14 protein-coding genes are annotated in these 19,874 nt (G+C 39.1%); 13 read left to right on the forward strand and 1 reads right to left on the reverse strand.

Features of this window, described 5'->3' with window-relative positions; translation table 11 throughout:
• The first annotated feature begins 26 nt into the window (after window positions 1-26).
• The 13 genes from IPU53_RS14960 (at window position 27) to pyrE (ending at window position 18,058) form a co-directional block, all read left to right on the forward strand.
• The gene (locus IPU53_RS14960; RefSeq protein ID WP_207451824.1) at window positions 27-1,859 is read left to right on the forward strand and encodes an ABC transporter ATP-binding protein; all 1,833 of its coding nucleotides are present in this window, start codon (window positions 27-29) and stop codon (window positions 1,857-1,859) included.
• Window positions 1,856-3,706 (forward strand): ABC transporter ATP-binding protein, encoded by a 1,851-nt coding sequence (locus IPU53_RS14965; RefSeq protein WP_207451825.1) that lies wholly within the window; start codon window positions 1,856-1,858, stop codon window positions 3,704-3,706. Before IPU53_RS14960 ends, IPU53_RS14965 begins: the two co-directional genes overlap by 4 nt.
• An 83-nt stretch (window positions 3,707-3,789) precedes the next feature.
• The gene (locus IPU53_RS14970) at window positions 3,790-5,529 is read left to right on the forward strand and encodes an ABC transporter ATP-binding protein (protein WP_207451826.1); all 1,740 of its coding nucleotides are present in this window, start codon (window positions 3,790-3,792) and stop codon (window positions 5,527-5,529) included.
• Complete coding sequence (locus tag IPU53_RS14975) at window positions 5,526-7,274, forward strand: ABC transporter ATP-binding protein (protein ID WP_207451827.1); 1,749 nt, start codon at window positions 5,526-5,528, stop codon at window positions 7,272-7,274. Before IPU53_RS14970 ends, IPU53_RS14975 begins: the two co-directional genes overlap by 4 nt.
• Window positions 7,275-7,866: 592 nt before the next feature.
• Complete coding sequence (gene pyrR, locus IPU53_RS14980; protein ID WP_207451828.1) at window positions 7,867-8,403, forward strand: bifunctional pyr operon transcriptional regulator/uracil phosphoribosyltransferase PyrR; 537 nt, start codon at window positions 7,867-7,869, stop codon at window positions 8,401-8,403.
• 146 nt (window positions 8,404-8,549) lie between these two features.
• Window positions 8,550-9,425, forward strand: a complete 876-nt coding sequence (locus IPU53_RS14985) for an aspartate carbamoyltransferase catalytic subunit (protein WP_207451829.1) — start codon at window positions 8,550-8,552, stop codon at window positions 9,423-9,425.
• Between the two features lie 13 nt (window positions 9,426-9,438).
• On the forward strand, window positions 9,439-10,716 hold the full coding sequence (locus IPU53_RS14990; RefSeq protein ID WP_207451830.1) for a dihydroorotase: 1,278 nt from the start codon (window positions 9,439-9,441) through the stop codon (window positions 10,714-10,716).
• Window positions 10,716-11,816, forward strand: coding sequence for a carbamoyl phosphate synthase small subunit (locus IPU53_RS14995; RefSeq protein ID WP_207451831.1), 1,101 nt, complete (start codon window positions 10,716-10,718; stop codon window positions 11,814-11,816). Before IPU53_RS14990 ends, IPU53_RS14995 begins: the two co-directional genes overlap by 1 nt.
• Window positions 11,809-15,024 (forward strand): carbamoyl-phosphate synthase large subunit, encoded by a 3,216-nt coding sequence (gene carB / locus IPU53_RS15000; protein WP_207451832.1) that lies wholly within the window; start codon window positions 11,809-11,811, stop codon window positions 15,022-15,024. Before IPU53_RS14995 ends, carB begins: the two co-directional genes overlap by 8 nt.
• A complete protein-coding gene (locus tag IPU53_RS15005; RefSeq protein ID WP_207451833.1) occupies window positions 15,021-15,803 on the forward strand; it encodes a dihydroorotate dehydrogenase electron transfer subunit in 783 nt (260 codons plus the stop codon). The genes carB and IPU53_RS15005 overlap by 4 nt, the downstream gene beginning before the upstream one ends.
• A complete protein-coding gene (locus IPU53_RS15010) occupies window positions 15,800-16,723 on the forward strand; it encodes a dihydroorotate dehydrogenase (RefSeq protein ID WP_207451834.1) in 924 nt (307 codons plus the stop codon). Before IPU53_RS15005 ends, IPU53_RS15010 begins: the two co-directional genes overlap by 4 nt.
• Complete coding sequence (gene pyrF / locus IPU53_RS15015; RefSeq protein ID WP_207451835.1) at window positions 16,713-17,429, forward strand: orotidine-5'-phosphate decarboxylase; 717 nt, start codon at window positions 16,713-16,715, stop codon at window positions 17,427-17,429. The genes IPU53_RS15010 and pyrF overlap by 11 nt, the downstream gene beginning before the upstream one ends.
• A gap of 2 nt (window positions 17,430-17,431) precedes the next feature.
• Window positions 17,432-18,058, forward strand: a complete 627-nt coding sequence (pyrE, locus tag IPU53_RS15020) for an orotate phosphoribosyltransferase (RefSeq protein WP_207451859.1) — start codon at window positions 17,432-17,434, stop codon at window positions 18,056-18,058.
• A 92-nt stretch (window positions 18,059-18,150) separates the two neighbouring features.
• Here the strand turns inward: pyrE and IPU53_RS15025 are convergent, their stop codons facing one another.
• Entirely contained in the window at window positions 18,151-19,854 is a 1,704-nt protein-coding gene (locus IPU53_RS15025; protein WP_207451836.1) for an Rqc2 family fibronectin-binding protein, read from the reverse strand.
• Window positions 19,855-19,874 lie beyond the last annotated feature (20 nt).

Below are 19,874 nucleotides of genomic sequence, written 5' to 3' on the forward strand. Positions count from 1 at the left end.
TAATTCTTGTAAAAGGAGTATACAGAATGAAAAATACGAAAGATAAGATCTCACATGGATTTTTTGATAATATGAAATTTATGTTTCGGGAACAATGGAGTTTCGAAAAGAAAGCGTTATTATTTCCGATTGTTTATATTATTTTCGATTTGATTGTTTCATTAATCGCAATATGGTTGCCAAAGGTTGTACTGGATTCGATCAATCGCTCTGTTTCACCACCTGTTTTTATAGCTACTATTGGCACAATAACCATTGGACTCATGGTTTTAAGGTATTTTAGTCACTATTCAGAACAAGGAGTTTTGAAAAGTACTGTAAAAATATTAAACATGCACTTTTACATTGAAAAGGATTGGAAAATTCTTGATATGGACTATGCTCTCTCGTCTTCACCAGAAGGCAAAATAAAAATTGAAAAGGGACATGATGCAACAAGTAGAAATATTTTGGTGAACATGGCCTCTTTTTATCCAAATAGTACGTATTTAGTAAAAAGTCTCTTTGGCTTGATTTCTTTCAGCGCTATTATCCTGCTCTTACATCCAATTGTAATCGTGATCTTGCTCATTAGTTATCTGGCAGATGCTTATATTTCTTTTCTTATCCAGAGAATGGAACATCGAATTAAAGATAAGCGAGCGACCATTGATAATAAAATTTACTATATGCTTCAAGAAATAAATAGTCTTGCTTTCGCCAAAGATATTCGTGTTTATCATATGAAAAATTGGATTAATCGGACAGTTCATTCGTATATGGGCGAGAAGGAACATTTAGAAAACCAGGTACAAACAAAGCACTTGATGCAAGGATTATTTGAAGTGCTTCTGTTTTTGATTAGAAATGGTGGAGGGTATATCTTCTTAATTTGGAAAATGCTCACGACTGATATGACAATCGGTGATTTTATTCTCTTCTTTGGTGCTATTACTGGATTTGCGCAATGGTTGGAGGAAATTGTTGAGCGCTTTAAAAATCTAACTAATGCAAATTTTTCGGTTGATGATTATCGTTATTTGCTCGACACAAAAGATAAATTCAATAGAGAGAACGGGGCAAGCTTACCTGCATATGACCAGCCAGTTGAACTTGTTCTTGAAAATGTCAGTTTTAGTTATGAGGGAAGCGATCAAGTCATTATCGATAAAATGAATCTAAAGATTCATGCAGGGGAAAAGCTTGCTATTGTTGGGGCGAACGGGGCAGGGAAGACAACCCTGATTAAACTTATGTGCGGCCTTTTGCAACCAGTAAGTGGTCGTATTCTTATGAATGGAACAGATATTACGGAGTATAACCGAGATGAATATTATTCGCTGATTACGGCCGTGTTTCAAAATGTGAGTTTGTTACCAATGAGCATTGCACAAAATATTACATTTTGCCAGGAACCAGAGTTTGACGAAGAGAAGTTGAGCAACGTAATTCGTCAGGCGGGATTAAGTGAAAAAATCGAGCAATTACCTAATGACTATCATACCAACCTTCTTCCGAATATAACCGAAAATGGCGTTCATTTGTCTGGGGGCGAAATACAAAAATTAATGCTGGCGCGAGCCCTTTATAAAGACGCATCGCTCATTATTCTGGATGAGCCAACCGCCGCTCTGGATCCGATTGCCGAGGACTTGATGTATCAAAAATATAATGAACTGACACAAAACAAAACATCAATATTTATTTCGCATCGGCTTTCATCCACACGTTTTTGTGACAGAATCATTTATATCGAAAATGGAAACATATGTGAAACAGGATCACACGATGAACTCATGGCACGTGAAGGAAAATATAAAGAGATTTTTGATGTTCAAAGCTATTACTATAAAGAAAACAGTGGGGGAAGCTTAATATGACCATAAAAACCCATATCAAAAAGGTTGTTGATGAATTCCGTGTCATGAACCGAGCCTGCCGTATCGTGAAGGAATTATCTCCAAAGAATTTAGAATTCAGTGTGATAAAATCTGTCCTGGAGGCTACAGTTCCTTTCATTGCCATTTATATGTCCGCTCTTATTATCGATGAATTGGTTGGAGAGAAAGATCTTAATGTATTGCTTTTATATGTATTAATCTCTGTGGGCGGGACCGCTCTTTTTACTGTGATCAATTTACTTTTAACGAAAAAAATAAACGTGCTCAATACAATGTTTGTACCAAACGTTAAAAACTATCTAAATAACAAAAGATATTCAATGGATTATGCGATGCAAGAAAATCCAAAATACACGGAATTGCATGCAAAGATCGTTGAAATTATGTTTTTAACAAACGGGGGCATGGCTGCAGTTATAAGATTAGTATGTGACATTGTAAAAAATCTTCTCTCTCTCATCATTGCTTTAGTAATATTATTTGTCTCATCTCTAGATACGATGAATGCTGGTTTTAGTGGAACTTCTATTTTATTTCTCGTATTGACATTAGCGGTGATCGTAAGCAGTGTGGTTTTTTCTGCCATAAATTCAAAAAAAGTAAGTGAGAAAGAATATAACTTGGCACAAAACAGCTCAACAAATAAATATCTGGATTACTATCATTATCATTATATGGAGGATGATCAGGCGGGGAAAGACATCCACATATTTAATCAGAGAAAATTAATCATTGGCGAAGTGCTTTCAAAGGGGCGCTTACCATGGATGAACGTTTTAAATGGAAGATACAGCCTTTACCAAAAGTATTTTGGGATTAATGTACTCATTTCAACACTTGTTGGGGGATACGCTTATATCTATGTTGGTCTCCGGGCTCTTGCTGGGTATATTACCTTAGGTGATGTAACAAAAAGTTATGCTTCTATCACAATCATTATATCTACTATCAATAAATTATTTATTGCACTCTCTCAGGTCAAAAGTAACAACAACTATTTAAGATCGTTTTTTGAATTTATTGATGCCCCTTCCAAGCAACATACAGGGAAACAATTACCTGAAAACAATAATGAAAATTGGGTGGTAGCCTTTCACAATGTCAGCTTTCGGTATCCAAATAGTGGGGAATACGCCGTTAAGAATGTCTCGATGAAATTATCTTCGAATAGTCGTATTGCAGTTGTCGGAATGAATGGTTCAGGGAAAACCACCATGATCAAGTTACTTTGTGGGTTGTATCAACCAGATGAAGGCTATATCACTTTAAATGGAAAGGATATTAGAGAGTATGACCATGAGGAATATTTGAAATTATTCTCTTTAGTGTTTCAAGATTTCAAACTACTTTCCTTACCAATCGGAGAAAATATTGCAACCTCTCAAGAGTATGATGATGAAAAAGCTTGGCAATCGATAAAAGTTGCCGGGATTGATGCGTCTGTACGAAAGCTACCATTAAAATTAAAACAATATATTTATAAATATGTCGATGGGGATGGTGTCGATCTTTCAGGCGGAGAGGAACAAAAATTGGCCATAGCTCGTGCGCATTATAAAGATTCTCCATTTATTATACTTGATGAACCGACGGCATCCTTGGATCCGGTTGCTGAGTTTGATATTTATACTCGATTTAATGAGCTAATTGGTAAAAAGGCAGCGATCTACATTTCTCACAGACTTTCTTCATGTAAATTCTGTGACACGATTAATGTGTTTGATAGCGGTAAAATCATTCAAACTGGGAGTCACGAAATGTTACTACAGGATACAGGCGGAAAATATTATCAATTATGGAATGCGCAGGCGCAGTATTATGCTTGAAAATTAGTGCGGATGGGTTTCAAGATATAATTAATGTTTCTCCATGGAATTTCTATCTTAGTTAAGAAAGGAAGTGATAGTTTGTGAAAAGGCTATCCACCTTTGACACATTTATTAGATTACTAAAAATGGGAAAACGTTATTGGCTGTGGTACACCTTTCTTTGTCTACTAACCTTTTTACTGTCTCTTATCGGTGTGGCGACAGCAGAAATGCTAAGGAGATTAGCAAATGCGGCTGTCGATCAAAATATGGCATTACTAATGAATACACTAATAATGGCGGTCGGCATATTAATTGTTCAGTTCATGGGTGGATTGTCAAAGAAAATATTGTCCGAAAGGTTAACGTATCGCTCTACTCTTGATATGCAGTCAATTGTGTTAAAAAAAGTTTTAAGGGCAAAAACGGTTGAACTGGATGAATATCATTCTGGTGATGTGCTGAACAGAATCGATGATTCAATCCGGCATGCGCAAAACGGTGTAAATGAGAAAGCGCAGCAAGTGATTGAAAACGTCTTGCAGATTGTTTTTCTATTAACTTATCTTTCTTTTATTAACTTATCCTTAACCCTAGGCGCCTTGCTGATCGCTATTATCCTGCCGATCATTATTAATTTCACATCCAAGCCATTGAGAAAACTTTATAAAACAAGGCAAATTGCTCAAGCGGAAAAAGAGTCCTTCGTTCAAGAGGTGATTCAGGGTGGGGAAGTTGTGAGGAGCTATTCGCTTGTGGGAAAAATGAAACATATTTTAGAACAGAAATACAATCGCTATTTACACGATCATTTTAAAGTCCAACGTTATGAAGTCATTTTATTTCGCAGTCACACCTTCATCTGGTTGTTCGGAGTTTTATTTGTTTTTGGTTTTGGTGGTTATTTAGTCACACAAAATCAATTGGAAGTGGGGGCAGTCGTAGCTTTTGCTGTTTCTTTTGAAAGGTTTGCTTTTCCACTTTCAGGCTTATCAGGTATATGGGCACAATTCCAACATGCCTTGGCGCATGGTAGCCGCATTTTTGAGTTATTAGATCTCTCGGAAGAGGATAAAGAAGAAAAAGACTATGAACCAATAACTATAGGGGATATAACCTTTAAGACGGTTTCTTTTTCTTATCGCACACATAAGAATGCACTTAAACAGGTAACGCTAACTTTACAAAAGGGGACAACTACTGCACTGATTGGTCCAAGTGGAAGTGGAAAAAGTACCGTTGCCAATTTATTGTTAGGCTTATATGAACCGAGCAGTGGCAAAATTTTGATCGGAGGTAGGCCCCTTCATAAAATCCATGTTTCTGAGTGGAGAAGCAAAATTGCTTATATTCCGCAGGACCCTGTATTGTTTACAGGAACTATTTTCGAGAATATAGCAATGGGGAAAGAGAAAGCGACGCTTGATGAGGTAGTTGCTGCCGCTAAATCAGCACAGATTCATGATTTTATTCAAAACAATGAGCAACAATATAATAGTGTGATCGGCGAGAATGGTGTGCAACTTTCAGGTGGAGAAAAGCAGAGAATTGCTATAGCTCGAGCATTTCTAGCCACTCCGGAAATAGTCATTCTTGATGAACCAACCTCTGCATTGGATACGGAAAATGAATCATTGATCGTAAAAGCATTTGAAAATTTGTTTTATGGAAGAACAGTTCTCATTATTACACATCGCTTGGCAACCATTCAAAATGTTGATCAAATCATCCTAATAGAAAAGGGAGAGATTGTCGAGTCAGGTAGCCGGATAGAATTGATTCAAAGGAAAGGGAAATTCTCTGAAATGTATGATAGTAGTCAAGGGGAGATTGTATTATGATTCAAAAATTAAGTCTATGGACACTAACGAGACATATGATGACATATACTAAATCGTATCTTTTTATATTTGTGCTAGCGATTTTATTAATGGGGATTGATATTCTATTTAGTGTTGGGAGTACTTGGATTCAGGAAATTTTTATTGATACCATTGATCAAGGTTCTCTTGAAAAACTATTATTTTTTGTCCGATTCGGTTTAGCAGTCGGAATCGGTTGTTTGTTGATGATGGTTATTCAATTTATTTTAAAAAACATGTCAATTGCGTACATTTCTCGAGACTTTTCTTTAGACTTTTTTGAAGAGTGTAATAAGATTCCACTGTTAAAAGCAAATCGATTTTCATCAGGTGATTTAGTGAATCGGATTAATAAGGATGCCCCTGCGGCAAGTGATATCATCCATTATCTTATCTTTAATATCGTGTTTCATATACTAACAACTGCTGTCGTATTTATTTATTTGGTAAGAATTGATTGGCTCGTAGCGTTGCTAGCCTTAATAGGAGGGCCTATCTCATTTTTTATTGGCAAATTTTTTGATAAGAAAATAAGAGCGATTACAGTTGATGTTCAAAGAAAGGACGCTGATGTTCGCAATCTACTACAAGAAATTGTTCAGGAACTAAAAGTTGTGAAATCCTTACGTGTTGAGAAATCAATGGAAGATAAATATCATTTGCAAAGAGAACAACAAAATAAATTATTTTTAAAGCGAGCGCTGCTTACTGCAGGCAGGGAGCAAAGTAGTGAGTTGTCCTTTCATACCATAGCCTATGCCTCTGCATTTTTAATTGCTGCAACAGCTATTCGGGGAGAGCTTACCCCTGGAGAAGTATTGGCCTTCTTGTTTTTAACGATGCGATTAATGGGTCCCTTTCTCGGAATTTCACAGATGTGGGGAGAGCTTCAAAAGTCGTTAGGAGCGGGGGATCGAGTTTTTAAGATTGGTCATTTACTTCATCGGCATGAGGAGAAGGATACGGAATCGCAGCCTATGAGACAGACACCCGCTGCTTCCGCACAAGCTTTGCAAATTGCCAATGGGATATTCTCCTATCAGGAAAATAAACCACTTTTTCAGCAGTTGAACCTGACGATCGATGCGGGCAGCTCAGTAGCCGTTGTGGGACCTAGTGGATCCGGGAAATCGACTTTGGCCAAATTATGCTCTGGTCTATATGAGTTGGACAGTGGTTCTATAAACATTTTTGGCCAATCATTCGATGAAAACAGTGAAAAGATAAAAGAAAAAATTGCCTATGTTTCTCAATCATCATATCTCTTCTCAGGAACGATTCGAGAAAATATTGAATTAGGAAATAAAGATCAAGTAACGATGGAGGAAGTAATGGAGGCAGCTCAACTTGCCAACGCTCACCAATTTATTGAAGGATTTCATCAACAATATGAGACTGCTATAAAGGAAAGAGGGTCTTCCCTGTCTGGTGGACAAAGGCAAAGAATTGCTTTAGCAAGGGCTTTTATCCGCCATGCTCCGCTTGTTATTTTGGATGAGGTCACTTCAGCTTTGGATCAGGAATCTGAAAGACTTGTTTCCAAATCGATTGCGGAATTGATAGAAAGTGGGACCACCGTTCTATTTGTTACACATAATTTGTCGTTAGCACAGCAAGCAGACCGAATACTGGTGGTAGACAACGGAAAAATTGTTGAAGATGGAAAACATGAGAGTCTGCTTGATTTAAAAAGGCTTTATAATAAGCTGTATCATCAAAACTAGAGCTTATGAATTTATTTTCAAATTGAATTGTCAAAAGATAAACTAGTTGATGATAGTGGAAGGCGACGACTCCTGGGGGATTAGCGTGACAAGTGAGATCTCCTAGGAGCGTATGAGCTGCCCCCCGGAATGCGTCCGCCTGAACGGTTATAGGCTCTTGCATTGTGTTTTATAGACTGTATTACATTTATTTTGACGGTATGTTTTTTACAAAAAGGAATTATGAAAGTGATTCAATTGATGATAATTGTCATCATCACAGTTTTGCTTCGAGGAGAAAATAAATAATTGGAGTGTTACACCTGATGTATTGGGATTCATTCATCCATGATAAAAGAAATAGATGGGACTCTCAAGCTTATTTCCGATGTATTACGAGAATTTTCTTAATGAAAAATCATTGACAATCGTCAATGGAATGTATATAGTATGGATAGTTACATATAAACCTTTAATGTAGTCCTGTGAGGCTATGAAGGATACAAACCACTGCTTGTGTCAACATGACATAAGTCATTCATTTTGGGATTCGTATACCCTCATACCTTAAGGTGTGAGGGTTTTTCATTTCTTCAAAGAGGGGTGAGTCATAATGGGAAAAACATTGGTTTTGGATGATAAATCGATTCAGAGGGCTTTAACAAGAATTGCTCATGAAATTCTAGAAAGAAATAAAGGAATTGAAGAATGCATTTTGATTGGCATTAAAACAAGAGGAATTCATCTAGCTGAACGGTTAGCGAAGCGCATCGAACAAATTGAAGGGCAGAAAATCCCTGTTGGAGAATTAGATATAACCCTTTACCGAGATGACTTGACTTATAAAACAGTTGATGCTGAGCCTGAAGTAAGAGGGTCTGAACTACCAGTCGAAACAAGAAATAGAAAAGTCATTTTAGTTGATGATGTTTTATATACTGGCCGAACCGTGAGAGCGGCAATGGATGCATTGGTTGATTTTGGACGCCCTTCATCCATTCAGTTGGCCGTTTTGGTGGATCGCGGACATCGAGAATTACCTATCCGGGCCGATTTCATTGGAAAAAACATCCCTACATCAAGTCAAGAGAAAGTTGTTGTTGAACTTTTAGAGTCTGATGGGGTGGATCAAGTAAACATTCATAAATAAATAGGAATCCCTTTTAAAAGACAGTCCAGAGAGACTGACAAAGGGAGGTTAAAACAGGAGCGATTTCTGCCTGCTTCTTTTTGTACCCTCTTTGTCTGGATTTGGACAGAGAGATTTTTTATGGGGAAAATGAGGAGGCAACGGGAATGAAGCATTTGCTTACTATGAATGATTTAACGACGAGCGAGATATTGGAAATTTTACATATTGCCGATTCATTTGCAAAGGGCGACAGTTGGTCTCCAGCACAAAAGACATATGCGGCCAATTTATTTTTTGAACCAAGTACGAGAACGAAAACAAGCTTTGAAATGGCAGAACGAAAGATTGGGCTCGATGTGATCCCTTTTGATGGAGGATACTGCAGTACAACGAAAGGCGAGAGTTTATATGACACAGTTCGCACTATAGAATCGATAGGGATCTCCATTGCTGTGATCCGCCATGAACAAGAAGCCTATTATAATGATTTAAAAGACAGAGTGGGTCTTCATCTTGTGAATGGAGGAGATGGTTGTGGACAGCATCCTACACAATGTTTACTAGATCTGCTAACCATTCAACAAGAATTTGGTTCCTTTCAAGGTTTAAAGGTGGCAATCATTGGGGATTTAAACCATAGTCGTGTAGCCAAATCAAATGTAAAAGCCTTATCTGAACTGGGAGCAGAAGTTGTTTTCTCTGGGCCTGATGAATGGTTTTTGGATAAGGGAACACCTAACTACAATATAGACGAAATTATTGAATCAGTTGATGTGGTCATGCTCCTTCGAATTCAACATGAGCGCCATTTAAGCTTATCAGCGATCACAGCTGAACAATATCACACGCAACATGGCTTGACAGTGGAACGTGAAAAAAGAATGAAAAATGGGAGCATTATTATGCACCCTGCACCAGTGAATCGTCAGGTAGAGATAGCTGATGCTTTAGTAGAGTGTGAGCGTTCAAGAATTTTCAAACAAATGGAAAATGGTGTTTATGTCAGAATGGCTGTTTTAAGAAAATTACTAGAATCCTAGGAGGAGATTTTTTATGAATTGGTTAATTAAGAACACGAGTTTACCAACTAATACTCTAGAAAAAGTAGATGTAAGAGTCACTGATGGAAAAATAAAAGAAATTGGAAAAGATCTTTCGAATCATGGTGAAAAGGAATGGAATGCAAACGGATTGTTGCTTAGCCCTGGATTGGTTGATGTACATATTCATTTACGCGAACCAGGTGGTGAGGCGAAAGAGACAATAGAAACGGGTACACTTGCTGCAGCAAAGGGTGGTTTTACAACTGTTGCCGCTATGCCAAATACGAATCCGGTCCCTGACTCGGCTGAACAAATGAATTGGCTTGTAAACGAGTGTAAAGAACGCGGGCATGTTCAAGTTTTACCATATGCTGCGATCACGGTGGGACAAAAGGGAGAAGAGCTTGTAGACTTTGAAGCACTAAAGCAAGCTGGTGCGTTTGCTTTCACTGATGACGGTGTCGGCGTGCAAGAGGCAGCTATGATGTATGAAGCGATGAAACAGGCCGCACAGCTTGATATGGCTATCGTGGCTCATTGTGAAGACAACTCACTTATTTATGGTGGAGCTGTTCATGAAGGGAAATTTTCCCAGCAAGCAGGTATCCCAGGTATCCCATCGATTTGTGAATCTGTACAAATTGCTAGAGATGTATTGTTAGCGGAAGCAGCGAATTGCCATTATCATGTTTGTCATATCAGTACAAAAGAATCGGTTAGGACTGTCAGAGATGCTAAACGAGCGGGCATTCATGTAACAGCAGAAGTGTCGCCACATCATTTATTGCTTTGTGAAGAGGATATTCCTGGAGAAGATACAAATTTCAAAATGAATCCACCTTTAAGAAGTAAAGAAGATCGAGAGGCACTGATTGAAGGTTTACTGGATGGGACGATTGATTTTATTGCGACCGACCACGCCCCACATACAGCTGAGGATAAGGCGAAAGGGATGCGCCAATCCCCATTTGGAATCGTGGGCTTAGAAACAGCTTTCCCGCTTCTTTACACACATTTTGTCAAAAAAGGGATTTTCCAATTGGAACAACTTTTGGATTGGTTAACGATTAAGCCAGCTCAAACGTTTCACCTTGATAAGGGAAACATCAATCTTGGAGTATCCGCAGATTTTACATTGATTGACTTAGATCAAGAAAAAACAATCGACCCTCATGAGTTTGTTTCTAAAGGGAAAAATACACCATTCGCGGGATGGAAATGTCAAGGATGGCCTGTCGCTACCTTTGTTAATGGAGAATTGAAATGGTCTGAAGGAGAGGAAGCTTAATGAAAAGGAAACTTGTATTAGAAGATGGTACTGTATTTGTAGGAGACGCCATTGGAAGTGAAAAAGAAGTCACTGGGGAAGTTGTGTTTAATAGTAGTATGAGCGGCTATCAGGAAATCATTTCTGATCCTTCTAATTACGGTCAAATCTTGACCTTTAGCTATCCACTCATTGGAAACTATGGAATTAACCGTGACGATTTTGAAAGTATTCAACCAATGATCAAAGGAATGGTTGTGAAAGAGGCATGTGATTTCCCATCGAATTGGCGTTCCAACATGTCAATTGGAGAATTTCTAAAGCTCAAGGAAATTCCAGGTATTACGGGTGTAGACACAAGAAAGCTAACACGATTAATTAGAGAAAAAGGAACGATGAAAGGCATTTTTTGTCATATCGATGAAAAAACAGAAGATGTACTGATTCGAATACGGGCCACAACCTATCCTTCAAATGAAGTGAAGCATGTTTCTAGAACGAAACCTTTTCCAAGTCCAGGTCGCGGGAAAAATGTCGTTGTAGTGGATTTTGGATTAAAGCATAGTATTTTACGAGAATTAACAGAACGTGGATGTGATATTACCGTCGTTCCTTATGACACATCAGCCGAAGAGATCCTTGCTTACAGACCAGATGGAATTCTCCTTTCAAATGGACCAGGCAATCCGGAGAATATCCTCCAAGTTTGTGAAATGATCCAGATTGTGCAAAAACAGATTCCTCTATTCGGAATTGGGTTAGGCCATCAATTATTTGCACTAGCCAATGGCTGTCAAATCGAGAAAATGACATTTGGCCATAGAGGATCAAGTTATCCAGTAAAAGACCTCACTACTGGAAAGGTAATTTTTACCTCTCAGAATCATGGATACGAAGTAGTAGGAGCATCCGTTGATTCAAGTAAGCTTAGCGTAACCCATCAAGCTCTCAATGGGCATTCAATCGAAGGATTGAAACATACAAAATGGCCAGCCTTTTCTATTCAATTCCAGCCGGAAGCAGCCCCAGGTTCCGAAGATGGAAAAGTAGTATTGGATCAATTTACGAAGCTGATGAATGTAAAGGATCATCAAGAAAAAGGAGCGACACAACATGCCTAAAAGAACGGATATTAAAAGTATACTTGTAATTGGATCTGGTCCTATCGTCATTGGCCAAGCAGCAGAATTTGATTATGCGGGTACCCAAGCCTGTCTAGCTTTAAAAGAAGAGGGGTATCGAGTAATATTAATTAACTCTAATCCTGCTACGATTATGACAGATACAGAAATCGCGGATGCTGTCTATATTGAACCATTGACATTAGAATTTGTAGCAAGAATCATTCGCAAAGAAAGACCTGATGCGATTTTACCAACTTTGGGTGGTCAAACTGGTTTGAATATGGCCATGCAGCTGTCACAAGCCGGGATTTTAGAAGAATGCAAGGTTGAAATTCTCGGAACAAAGCTATCAGCGATTGAGCAGGCAGAAGATCGTGACCAATTTCGTACTTTGATGAATCAGCTGAATGAGCCTGTACCAGATAGTGATATTATTCATACAATTGATGAAGCCATTTCTTTTGCTGAAAATATTGGCTATCCAATTATCGTAAGACCTGCTTATACATTAGGAGGAACAGGTGGAGGAATTTGTGAGAATCTAGAGCAATTAAAGGAAATTGTAGCAAGTGGATTGAAACATAGTCCAGTTCATCAGTGTCTTGTGGAAAAAAGTATTGCCGGATTCAAAGAAATTGAATTTGAAGTAATGAGAGATGCGAATGATAATGCGATCGTGATCTGTCATATGGAAAATTTCGATCCTGTTGGAATCCATACAGGTGACTCCATTGTCGTCGCACCATGTCAAACACTGAGTGATCGTGAACTGCAAATCATGCGCAATGCCTCACTAAAACTGATACGTGCTCTAGGCATTGAAGGCGGATGTAATGTCCAACTTGCTCTTGATCCGGAGAGTTTTCAGTACTACTGTATTGAGGTCAATCCAAGGGTGAGTCGCTCATCTGCGCTTGCATCCAAAGCGACTGGCTTCCCAATCGCTAAACTAGCTGCCAAGATTGCGGCAGGCTACACATTGGATGAAATCATGAATCCTGTTACTGGTAAAACATATGCTTGCTTTGAACCAACAATCGATTATATTGTCACAAAAATACCGAGATGGCCATTTGATAAGTTTGAATCTGCGAATAGACGTCTGGGAACACAGATGAAAGCAACAGGTGAAGTGATGGCTATTGGCAGAACCTTTGAGGAATCCCTCTTAAAAGCGGTACGTTCATTGGAAAGCGGGATTTCCCATCTTGAACTTCCCGGAAGTTCACAGATTGAATATGCGGTGCTCCAAAAACAGATTGAAAGAGCAACAGATGAACGATTATTCTTCATTGGAGAGGCTTTAAGACAGGGGATCTCGATTGAGAAAATTCATGAATGGAGTCAAATCGACCTTTACTTTTTGTATAAGCTAGAAAAAATCATCAAGCTTGAACAACAATTACGAGATTATCCCAAGGATACCGAATGGGGAAGAAAAGCAAAGGAATTGGGTTTTAGTGATCAGACGATCGCCAAGCTGTGGAACATCACAGAGAAGGATATATATGCATGGAGAAAAGAAGAAGGCATTATGCCTGTTTATAAAAAGGTCGATACTTGTGCAGGTGAATTTGAAGCCGAAACACCTTATTTTTACGGAACTTACGAGCTAGAGAATGAATCAACTCAGAGCGATAAGAAGAGCGTTGTCGTACTAGGATCAGGACCAATTAGGATTGGCCAAGGGGTTGAGTTTGATTATGCAACCGTCCATAGTGTTTGGGCGATTCAGGAAGCAGGCTACGAAGCGATTATCATTAATAATAACCCTGAAACGGTCTCAACAGATTTCAGTATTTCGGATAAGCTTTATTTTGAACCATTGACAATCGAAGATGTGATGCATGTCATTGACCTTGAGCAGCCAGAGGGAGTTGTGGTCCAATTTGGAGGACAAACAGCGATTAATTTGGCTGATGAGTTAGAAAGTCGGGGCGTGCAAATTTTGGGGACTTCTCTAGAAAGTCTAGATCGGGCTGAAAATCGTGATAAATTTGAGCAAGCATTAGAAAATTTACGAATTCCACAACCAAAAGGGAAAACTGCATTCTCTGTGGAAGAAGCGGTGAAGATTGCCACGGAAATTGGCTATCCAGTTCTTGTTCGTCCATCCTATGTTTTAGGTGGAAGAGCGATGGAGATTGTCTATGAAGAAAAAGAATTGTTGCACTATATGGAAAATGCGGTGAAGATTAATCCAGAGCATCCTGTTTTAGTGGATCGTTATTTAATAGGAAAGGAAATTGAAGTCGATGCGATTTCCGATGGAGAGAATGTCCTAATCCCAGGTATCATGGAGCATATTGAGCGAGCGGGTGTTCACTCTGGTGATTCGATTGCTGTTTATCCACCGCAAAACATTAGCGCTGAAATGAAGGAGAAAATTGTCGATTATACTAAGCGTTTAGCACAAGGCCTTGAAATTGTCGGTCTGTTAAACATCCAATATGTTATTTCGCAAAATGAATTGTATGTGATCGAAGTTAATCCGCGTTCAAGCCGGACCGTTCCTTTCCTGAGCAAAATCACCGGCGTACCAATGGCTAATGTAGCAACGAAGGTGATCTTAGGAAAATCGTTACCTGAATTAGGCTATGCCACTGGTATCATTCCAGAACAAGAAGGGGTATATGTGAAAGTGCCTGTCTTCTCGTTTGCAAAACTAAGAAGAGTGGACATTACATTAGGACCTGAAATGAAATCAACTGGGGAAGTAATGGGGAAAGATAGAACGATGGAAAAAGCCTTGTACAAAGGACTAGTTGCATCTGGAATGGAAATTAAAACGTATGGGACAGTCTTAATTACAGTGGCTGATAAAGATAAAGAAGAAGCTCGTCGATTGGCACAAAGATTCTCAGCCATTGGCTATCGTATTCTTGCTACAAGTGGGACAGCAAAGGTAATTGCCAACGAAGGCATTCCTGTTGAAGTAGTTGGGAAAATTGGCTCCGAGGGACTTACTTTGATTGATGTGATCCGCCAAGGGAAGGCACAAATTGTTATCAATACGTTAACAAAAGGAAAGCAACCTGAACGAGATGGATTTAGAATTAGAAGAGAGTCTGTAGAAAATGAGATTGCTTGCTTAACATCACTTGATACGGCTGAAGCGATTTTGGGGGTATTGGAATCGATGGTTTTCTCCTCTGAGCCAATGGTAGGAGGAGTGGCTAAAAGAAAAGAGGCGATGCAACTTTGATTCAACAAGAAATGATGCGTGTTGTTTCGCAACAGGAGATTGCCAGCAATATATTTGAATTATCGTTGGAAGGCGCCATGGTAAAACAAATGAGTCAGCCCGGTCAATTTGTCCATATTCGGACAAATCCGGGGCTGGATCCTCTCCTTAGAAGACCTATCAGTATTGCTCATATTGATAAACCTAATCAGCAATTTACGGTTATTTATCGAGCGGAAGGGAAGGGAACGAGTTTACTTTCCCTTCAAACTGAGAATAATCAACTTGATGTTTTAGGGCCTTTAGGAAATGGTTTTCCTTTGAATGCGACTGATCCAGGAGAAACGGCTCTGCTTGTTGGAGGCGGGATTGGGGTTCCTCCGTTATATGAGCTGGCCAAGCAACTTTCAAAACAAGGGGTAAAAACGAAACATATACTTGGTTTTCAATCAGAAGATGTCGTTTTTTATGAGCAAGAATTTGCACAATATGGTGAGACGTATATTGCAACTGTGGATGGTTCAAGGGGAACGCAAGGGTTTGTCACAAATGCCATAACAGAAAGGCAAATCGATTTTGATGTGCTTTTTGCCTGTGGCCCGTCGCCTATGTTGAATGCTTTGCAGCAACAATATAAAGAGCGAAGAGGATTTTTATCAATGGAACAAAGAATGGGATGCGGGATTGGCGCTTGTTTTGCGTGTGTATGCCATGTCAATGAACCAATAGATGGAAAAGACTATGTAAAAGTTTGTAGTGATGGTCCTGTTTTTCCAATCGGAAGGGTGGTATTAACATGAATCACTTACATGTAGAATTACCAGGATTATCTTTGAGAAATCCAGTGATGCCTGCATCTGGCTGTTTTGGATTTGGTCGAGAATTTAGCCAATTATATGATTTGAGTACATTAGGCGCCATTATGATCAAAGCAACGACACTTGAGCCACGATTTGGAAATTCTACCCCTCGAGTGGCAGAAACAGCAGCTGGAATGTTGAATGCGATTGGTTTGCAAAATCCTGGCCTAAAGGGAGTTCTAGCGAATGAATTGCCATGGTTAGAACAATTTGATGTGCCAATTATCGCAAACGTAGCTGGCTCCGAAATGGAGGACTATGTGGAGGTGGCCAAAGAAATTTCGAAGGCACCGAATGTCCATGCCCTTGAATTAAATATTTCTTGTCCAAATGTGAAAAAAGGTGGGATCGCTTTTGGGACCATCCCTGATGTTGCAGCTGAATTAACGAAAAGAGTGAAGGATGCTTCAGCCGTTCCTGTTTATGTCAAACTCTCTCCAAATGTCGCCGATATTGTTGGAATGGCACAAGCTGTAGAAGAAGCTGGTGCAGATGGATTAACAATGATTAACACCTTGCTTGGTATGAGATTGGATTTAAAAACTGGTAAACCAATCTTGGCCAATCAGAGTGGAGGATTATCGGGACCTGCAATCAAACCAGTGGCAATTCGAATGATATATGAAGTCAGTCAAAGAGTATCCATTCCCATAATTGGTATGGGCGGCATCGAATCTGTTGATGATATTATTGAATATTATTATGCTGGAGCGAGTGCAGTAGCGGTTGGAACGATCAATTTTTCTGATCCTTTTATTTGCCCGCGCTTGATAGAGGAACTTCCGCAAAAATTGGCTGAATTAAATGTATCCCATATATCTGAATTGGTTGGAAGGAGCTGGAAAACATATGCGGGCTAAACCTATTATCGCGCTTGATTTTTCAGAGAAGAAAGATGCAATACAATTTTTACAGCATTTTGAAGGTGAATCCTTATATGTAAAAGTTGGGATGGAATTATTTTATAAAGAAGGTCCTAGTTTATTAGCTTTGCTAAAAGAGCATGGGCACGAAATTTTTCTAGATCTGAAATTACATGATATCCCGAATACTGTTTATAGCGCAATGAAGGTGCTCGCTCAATTTGAAGTCGATATGGTTAATGTTCATGCTGCAGGAGGATTAGAGATGATGCAGGCAGCTGTCCGGGGATTAAATGATGGATTGATTGGTAAGCAAAAGAGACCTAAAATGATTGCTGTAACACAATTGACGAGTACGAGCGAGAAACAAATGCAGCAAGAACAATTGATTCCCCATCCCTTGGAAGAGTCTGTTCTTCATTATGCAGGATTAGCACAGCAAGCTGGCGCAGATGGCGTTGTTTGTTCTGCACTAGAAGCAAGAGGGATAAAGGATAAAACGGATGAGCAATTTTTGCGTGTAACGCCAGGCATTCGATTAATAGGTGATGCTGCAGATGATCAAACTAGAATCGTAACCCCTCTACAAGCTGCTGAAATTGGCTCGACCCATATTGTTGTCGGCCGCTCGATTACGAAAGCAAAAGATCCATATAGCGCCTATGTGCAAGTGAAATCAGATTGGGAGATGAATGAAAAATGACAATAGCAGAAAATATTGCGAAACAATTATTAGAGATTCAGGCGGTATCATTGAAGCCGCAAGATCCTTTTACATGGTCCTCTGGACTGAAATCACCTATATACTGTGATAACCGTTTAACCCTCTCTTATCCTTCATTACGAAGAGAAATTGCAGGAGGGCTATCGCAATTAATTCAGCAGCATTTTCCCGAAGCAGAACTGATTGCCGGTACAGCTACGGCCGGCATTCCTCATGCAGCCTGGGTAAGTGAGCAACTCAATTTGCCAATGTGTTATGTCCGTTCTTCTGCTAAAAGCCATGGAAAAACCAATCAAATTGAAGGACAAATTACAAAAGGACAGAAGGTAGTCGTTGTGGAAGATTTAATTTCTACAGGGGGCAGCGCGATATCTGCAGCCCAGGCTCTTCAGGCAGAAGGTGTCGAGGTACTAGGGATTGTTTCAATCTTTACATATGAATTAGAAAAAGGGCAAAAAAGACTGGAAGAGGCTCAGTTAAAAGCTTACTCATTAACAGGCTATTCCACCTTAATACAAGTCGCCCTACACCAAGGTGTGATTGAAGAAAATGATCAAGTAACCCTTGAAAATTGGCGTAAACATCCTGAACAATGGCAGGAAAAATAATAAAAATCCTTTATAGGAATGCTCATCTCTGCAGCAACTCCTATAAAGGATTTTTTAATACCATTCGACATAATTCGGGTGATGCCAATCACCTACTTATGCATCTTTCTGACTTGATCTTCATTGGGTGTTACGTAGACGGTTTGTTGGTTGTCGTAAATGACAAATCCGGGCTTGGCACCATTCGGCTTTTTGACGTGTCTGACTTTTGTAAAGTCGACGGGGACGGAGGCTGAGTTTTTTGCTTTACTAAAATAGGCAGCAAGCATAGCCGCTTCCAAAATGATCGTTTCCTTAGGATTTTTATGTCGAATCACGACATGGGACCCAGGAATATCCTTCGTGTGTAACCAAATCTCATCTCTAGCTGCCATCTTACTCGTTAAATAGTCATTTTGTTTATTATTTTTTCCTACAAAGATATCTGTTCCATCACTGGCTTGATAACGCTCAATGACAGGTTTGGCATTCGCCTTTTTTTTATTTTTCTTTTGCGAACGTATATAGCCTTCTTCTCCCAGTTCTTCTCGAATCTCTTCCAAATCATGAGGAGAAGCAGAGTCAAGCTGCTGGATTAAGCCATCAAAATACGCCATTTCTCGTTTTGTTTTTTCAATTTGCTCTTTTACAACTCGGACTGCGTTTTTCGCTTTTTGATATTTCGTAAAATACATTTGCGCATTTTCCGAAGGTGTTTTTCGCGGATCTAACGGAATTGTGACCTCTTGATAATCTTCATCATAATAGTTCGGGACAGAAATCTTCTTCATTCCTTTTTGTACCTGATGAAGATTGGCTGTTAATAACTCTCCAAGCAATTGATGTTGATCCGCATTTTCTGCATCTGCTAATGTTTTAGCTAATTTACCTAACTTTCCTTCGTTTTTTTCCCTTTCATTTTTCATCAATCTCTCTAAGTCATGAGCCTGCTGCTTTACGCGATCACGATCCGCTTTCCCGAAATAATAACGATCTAGCATTTCACTCAGAGTGAAGAATTGTTTGGCTTCTCCATCCAGCACTGTGAGAGGAAATAAATAAAACTCTTCTTTTTTATTTGATATTGTAATACTAGGCTCGTATTGATGAGCGTTAAGCTTACTCATCATCGTTAAGAAAGCTTTCGGTACTGTTTCCCTATTCGCTAGTCCAGCTTGATGAATGATTTCTTTTGCGAGTATAGGAGAAACACCAGAGAAAGCTCCAACCATCTGTTTGTCTAATTTACCTGCATTAAAATCAATCGTTCTCAATAGATCTTCCTGCGCAACTTCTAATGGATTTTGTTTGTTTTGTGCAGGTGGGAAAATATACTGAGCTCCAGGTAAAATCGTCCGATAGCTATTTAAAGCGGCAGGAATATGTTTGACACTATCCAGAATCATTTCTGTCTCTTCATCGACTAAAATTATATTACTATGCCTACCCATAATTTCGATGATCAACTTTTTATAACGAACATCTCCTAGTTCGTCACGTCCTTTGATCTTTAACATAATGATTCGATCCATTTCAACCTGGCTTATCTCCTCAATAATCGCCCCTTCTAAATGTTTTCGCAAAATCATACAAAACATTGGTGGTTCTTGCGGATTTTCAAAGGTATCAGCGGTTACTTGAATCCTAGCATAGCTAGGATGGGAGGAAATAAGCAACTTATGATTTTTTCTTGCTGCTCTCACAATCATGACAATTTCATTTTTAAAAGGTTGGTGTATTTTACTTATCCTACCACCAACAAGTAGGGACGTTAATTCGGATACTATTGCACGTGTAAAAAAACCATCAAAAGGCATTGCATAACAACCTCTTCCAT

The sequence above is a fragment of the Bacillus sp. SD088 genome (assembly GCF_017355205.1).
Classification (GTDB): domain Bacteria; phylum Bacillota; class Bacilli; order Bacillales; family Bacillaceae_C; genus Lederbergia.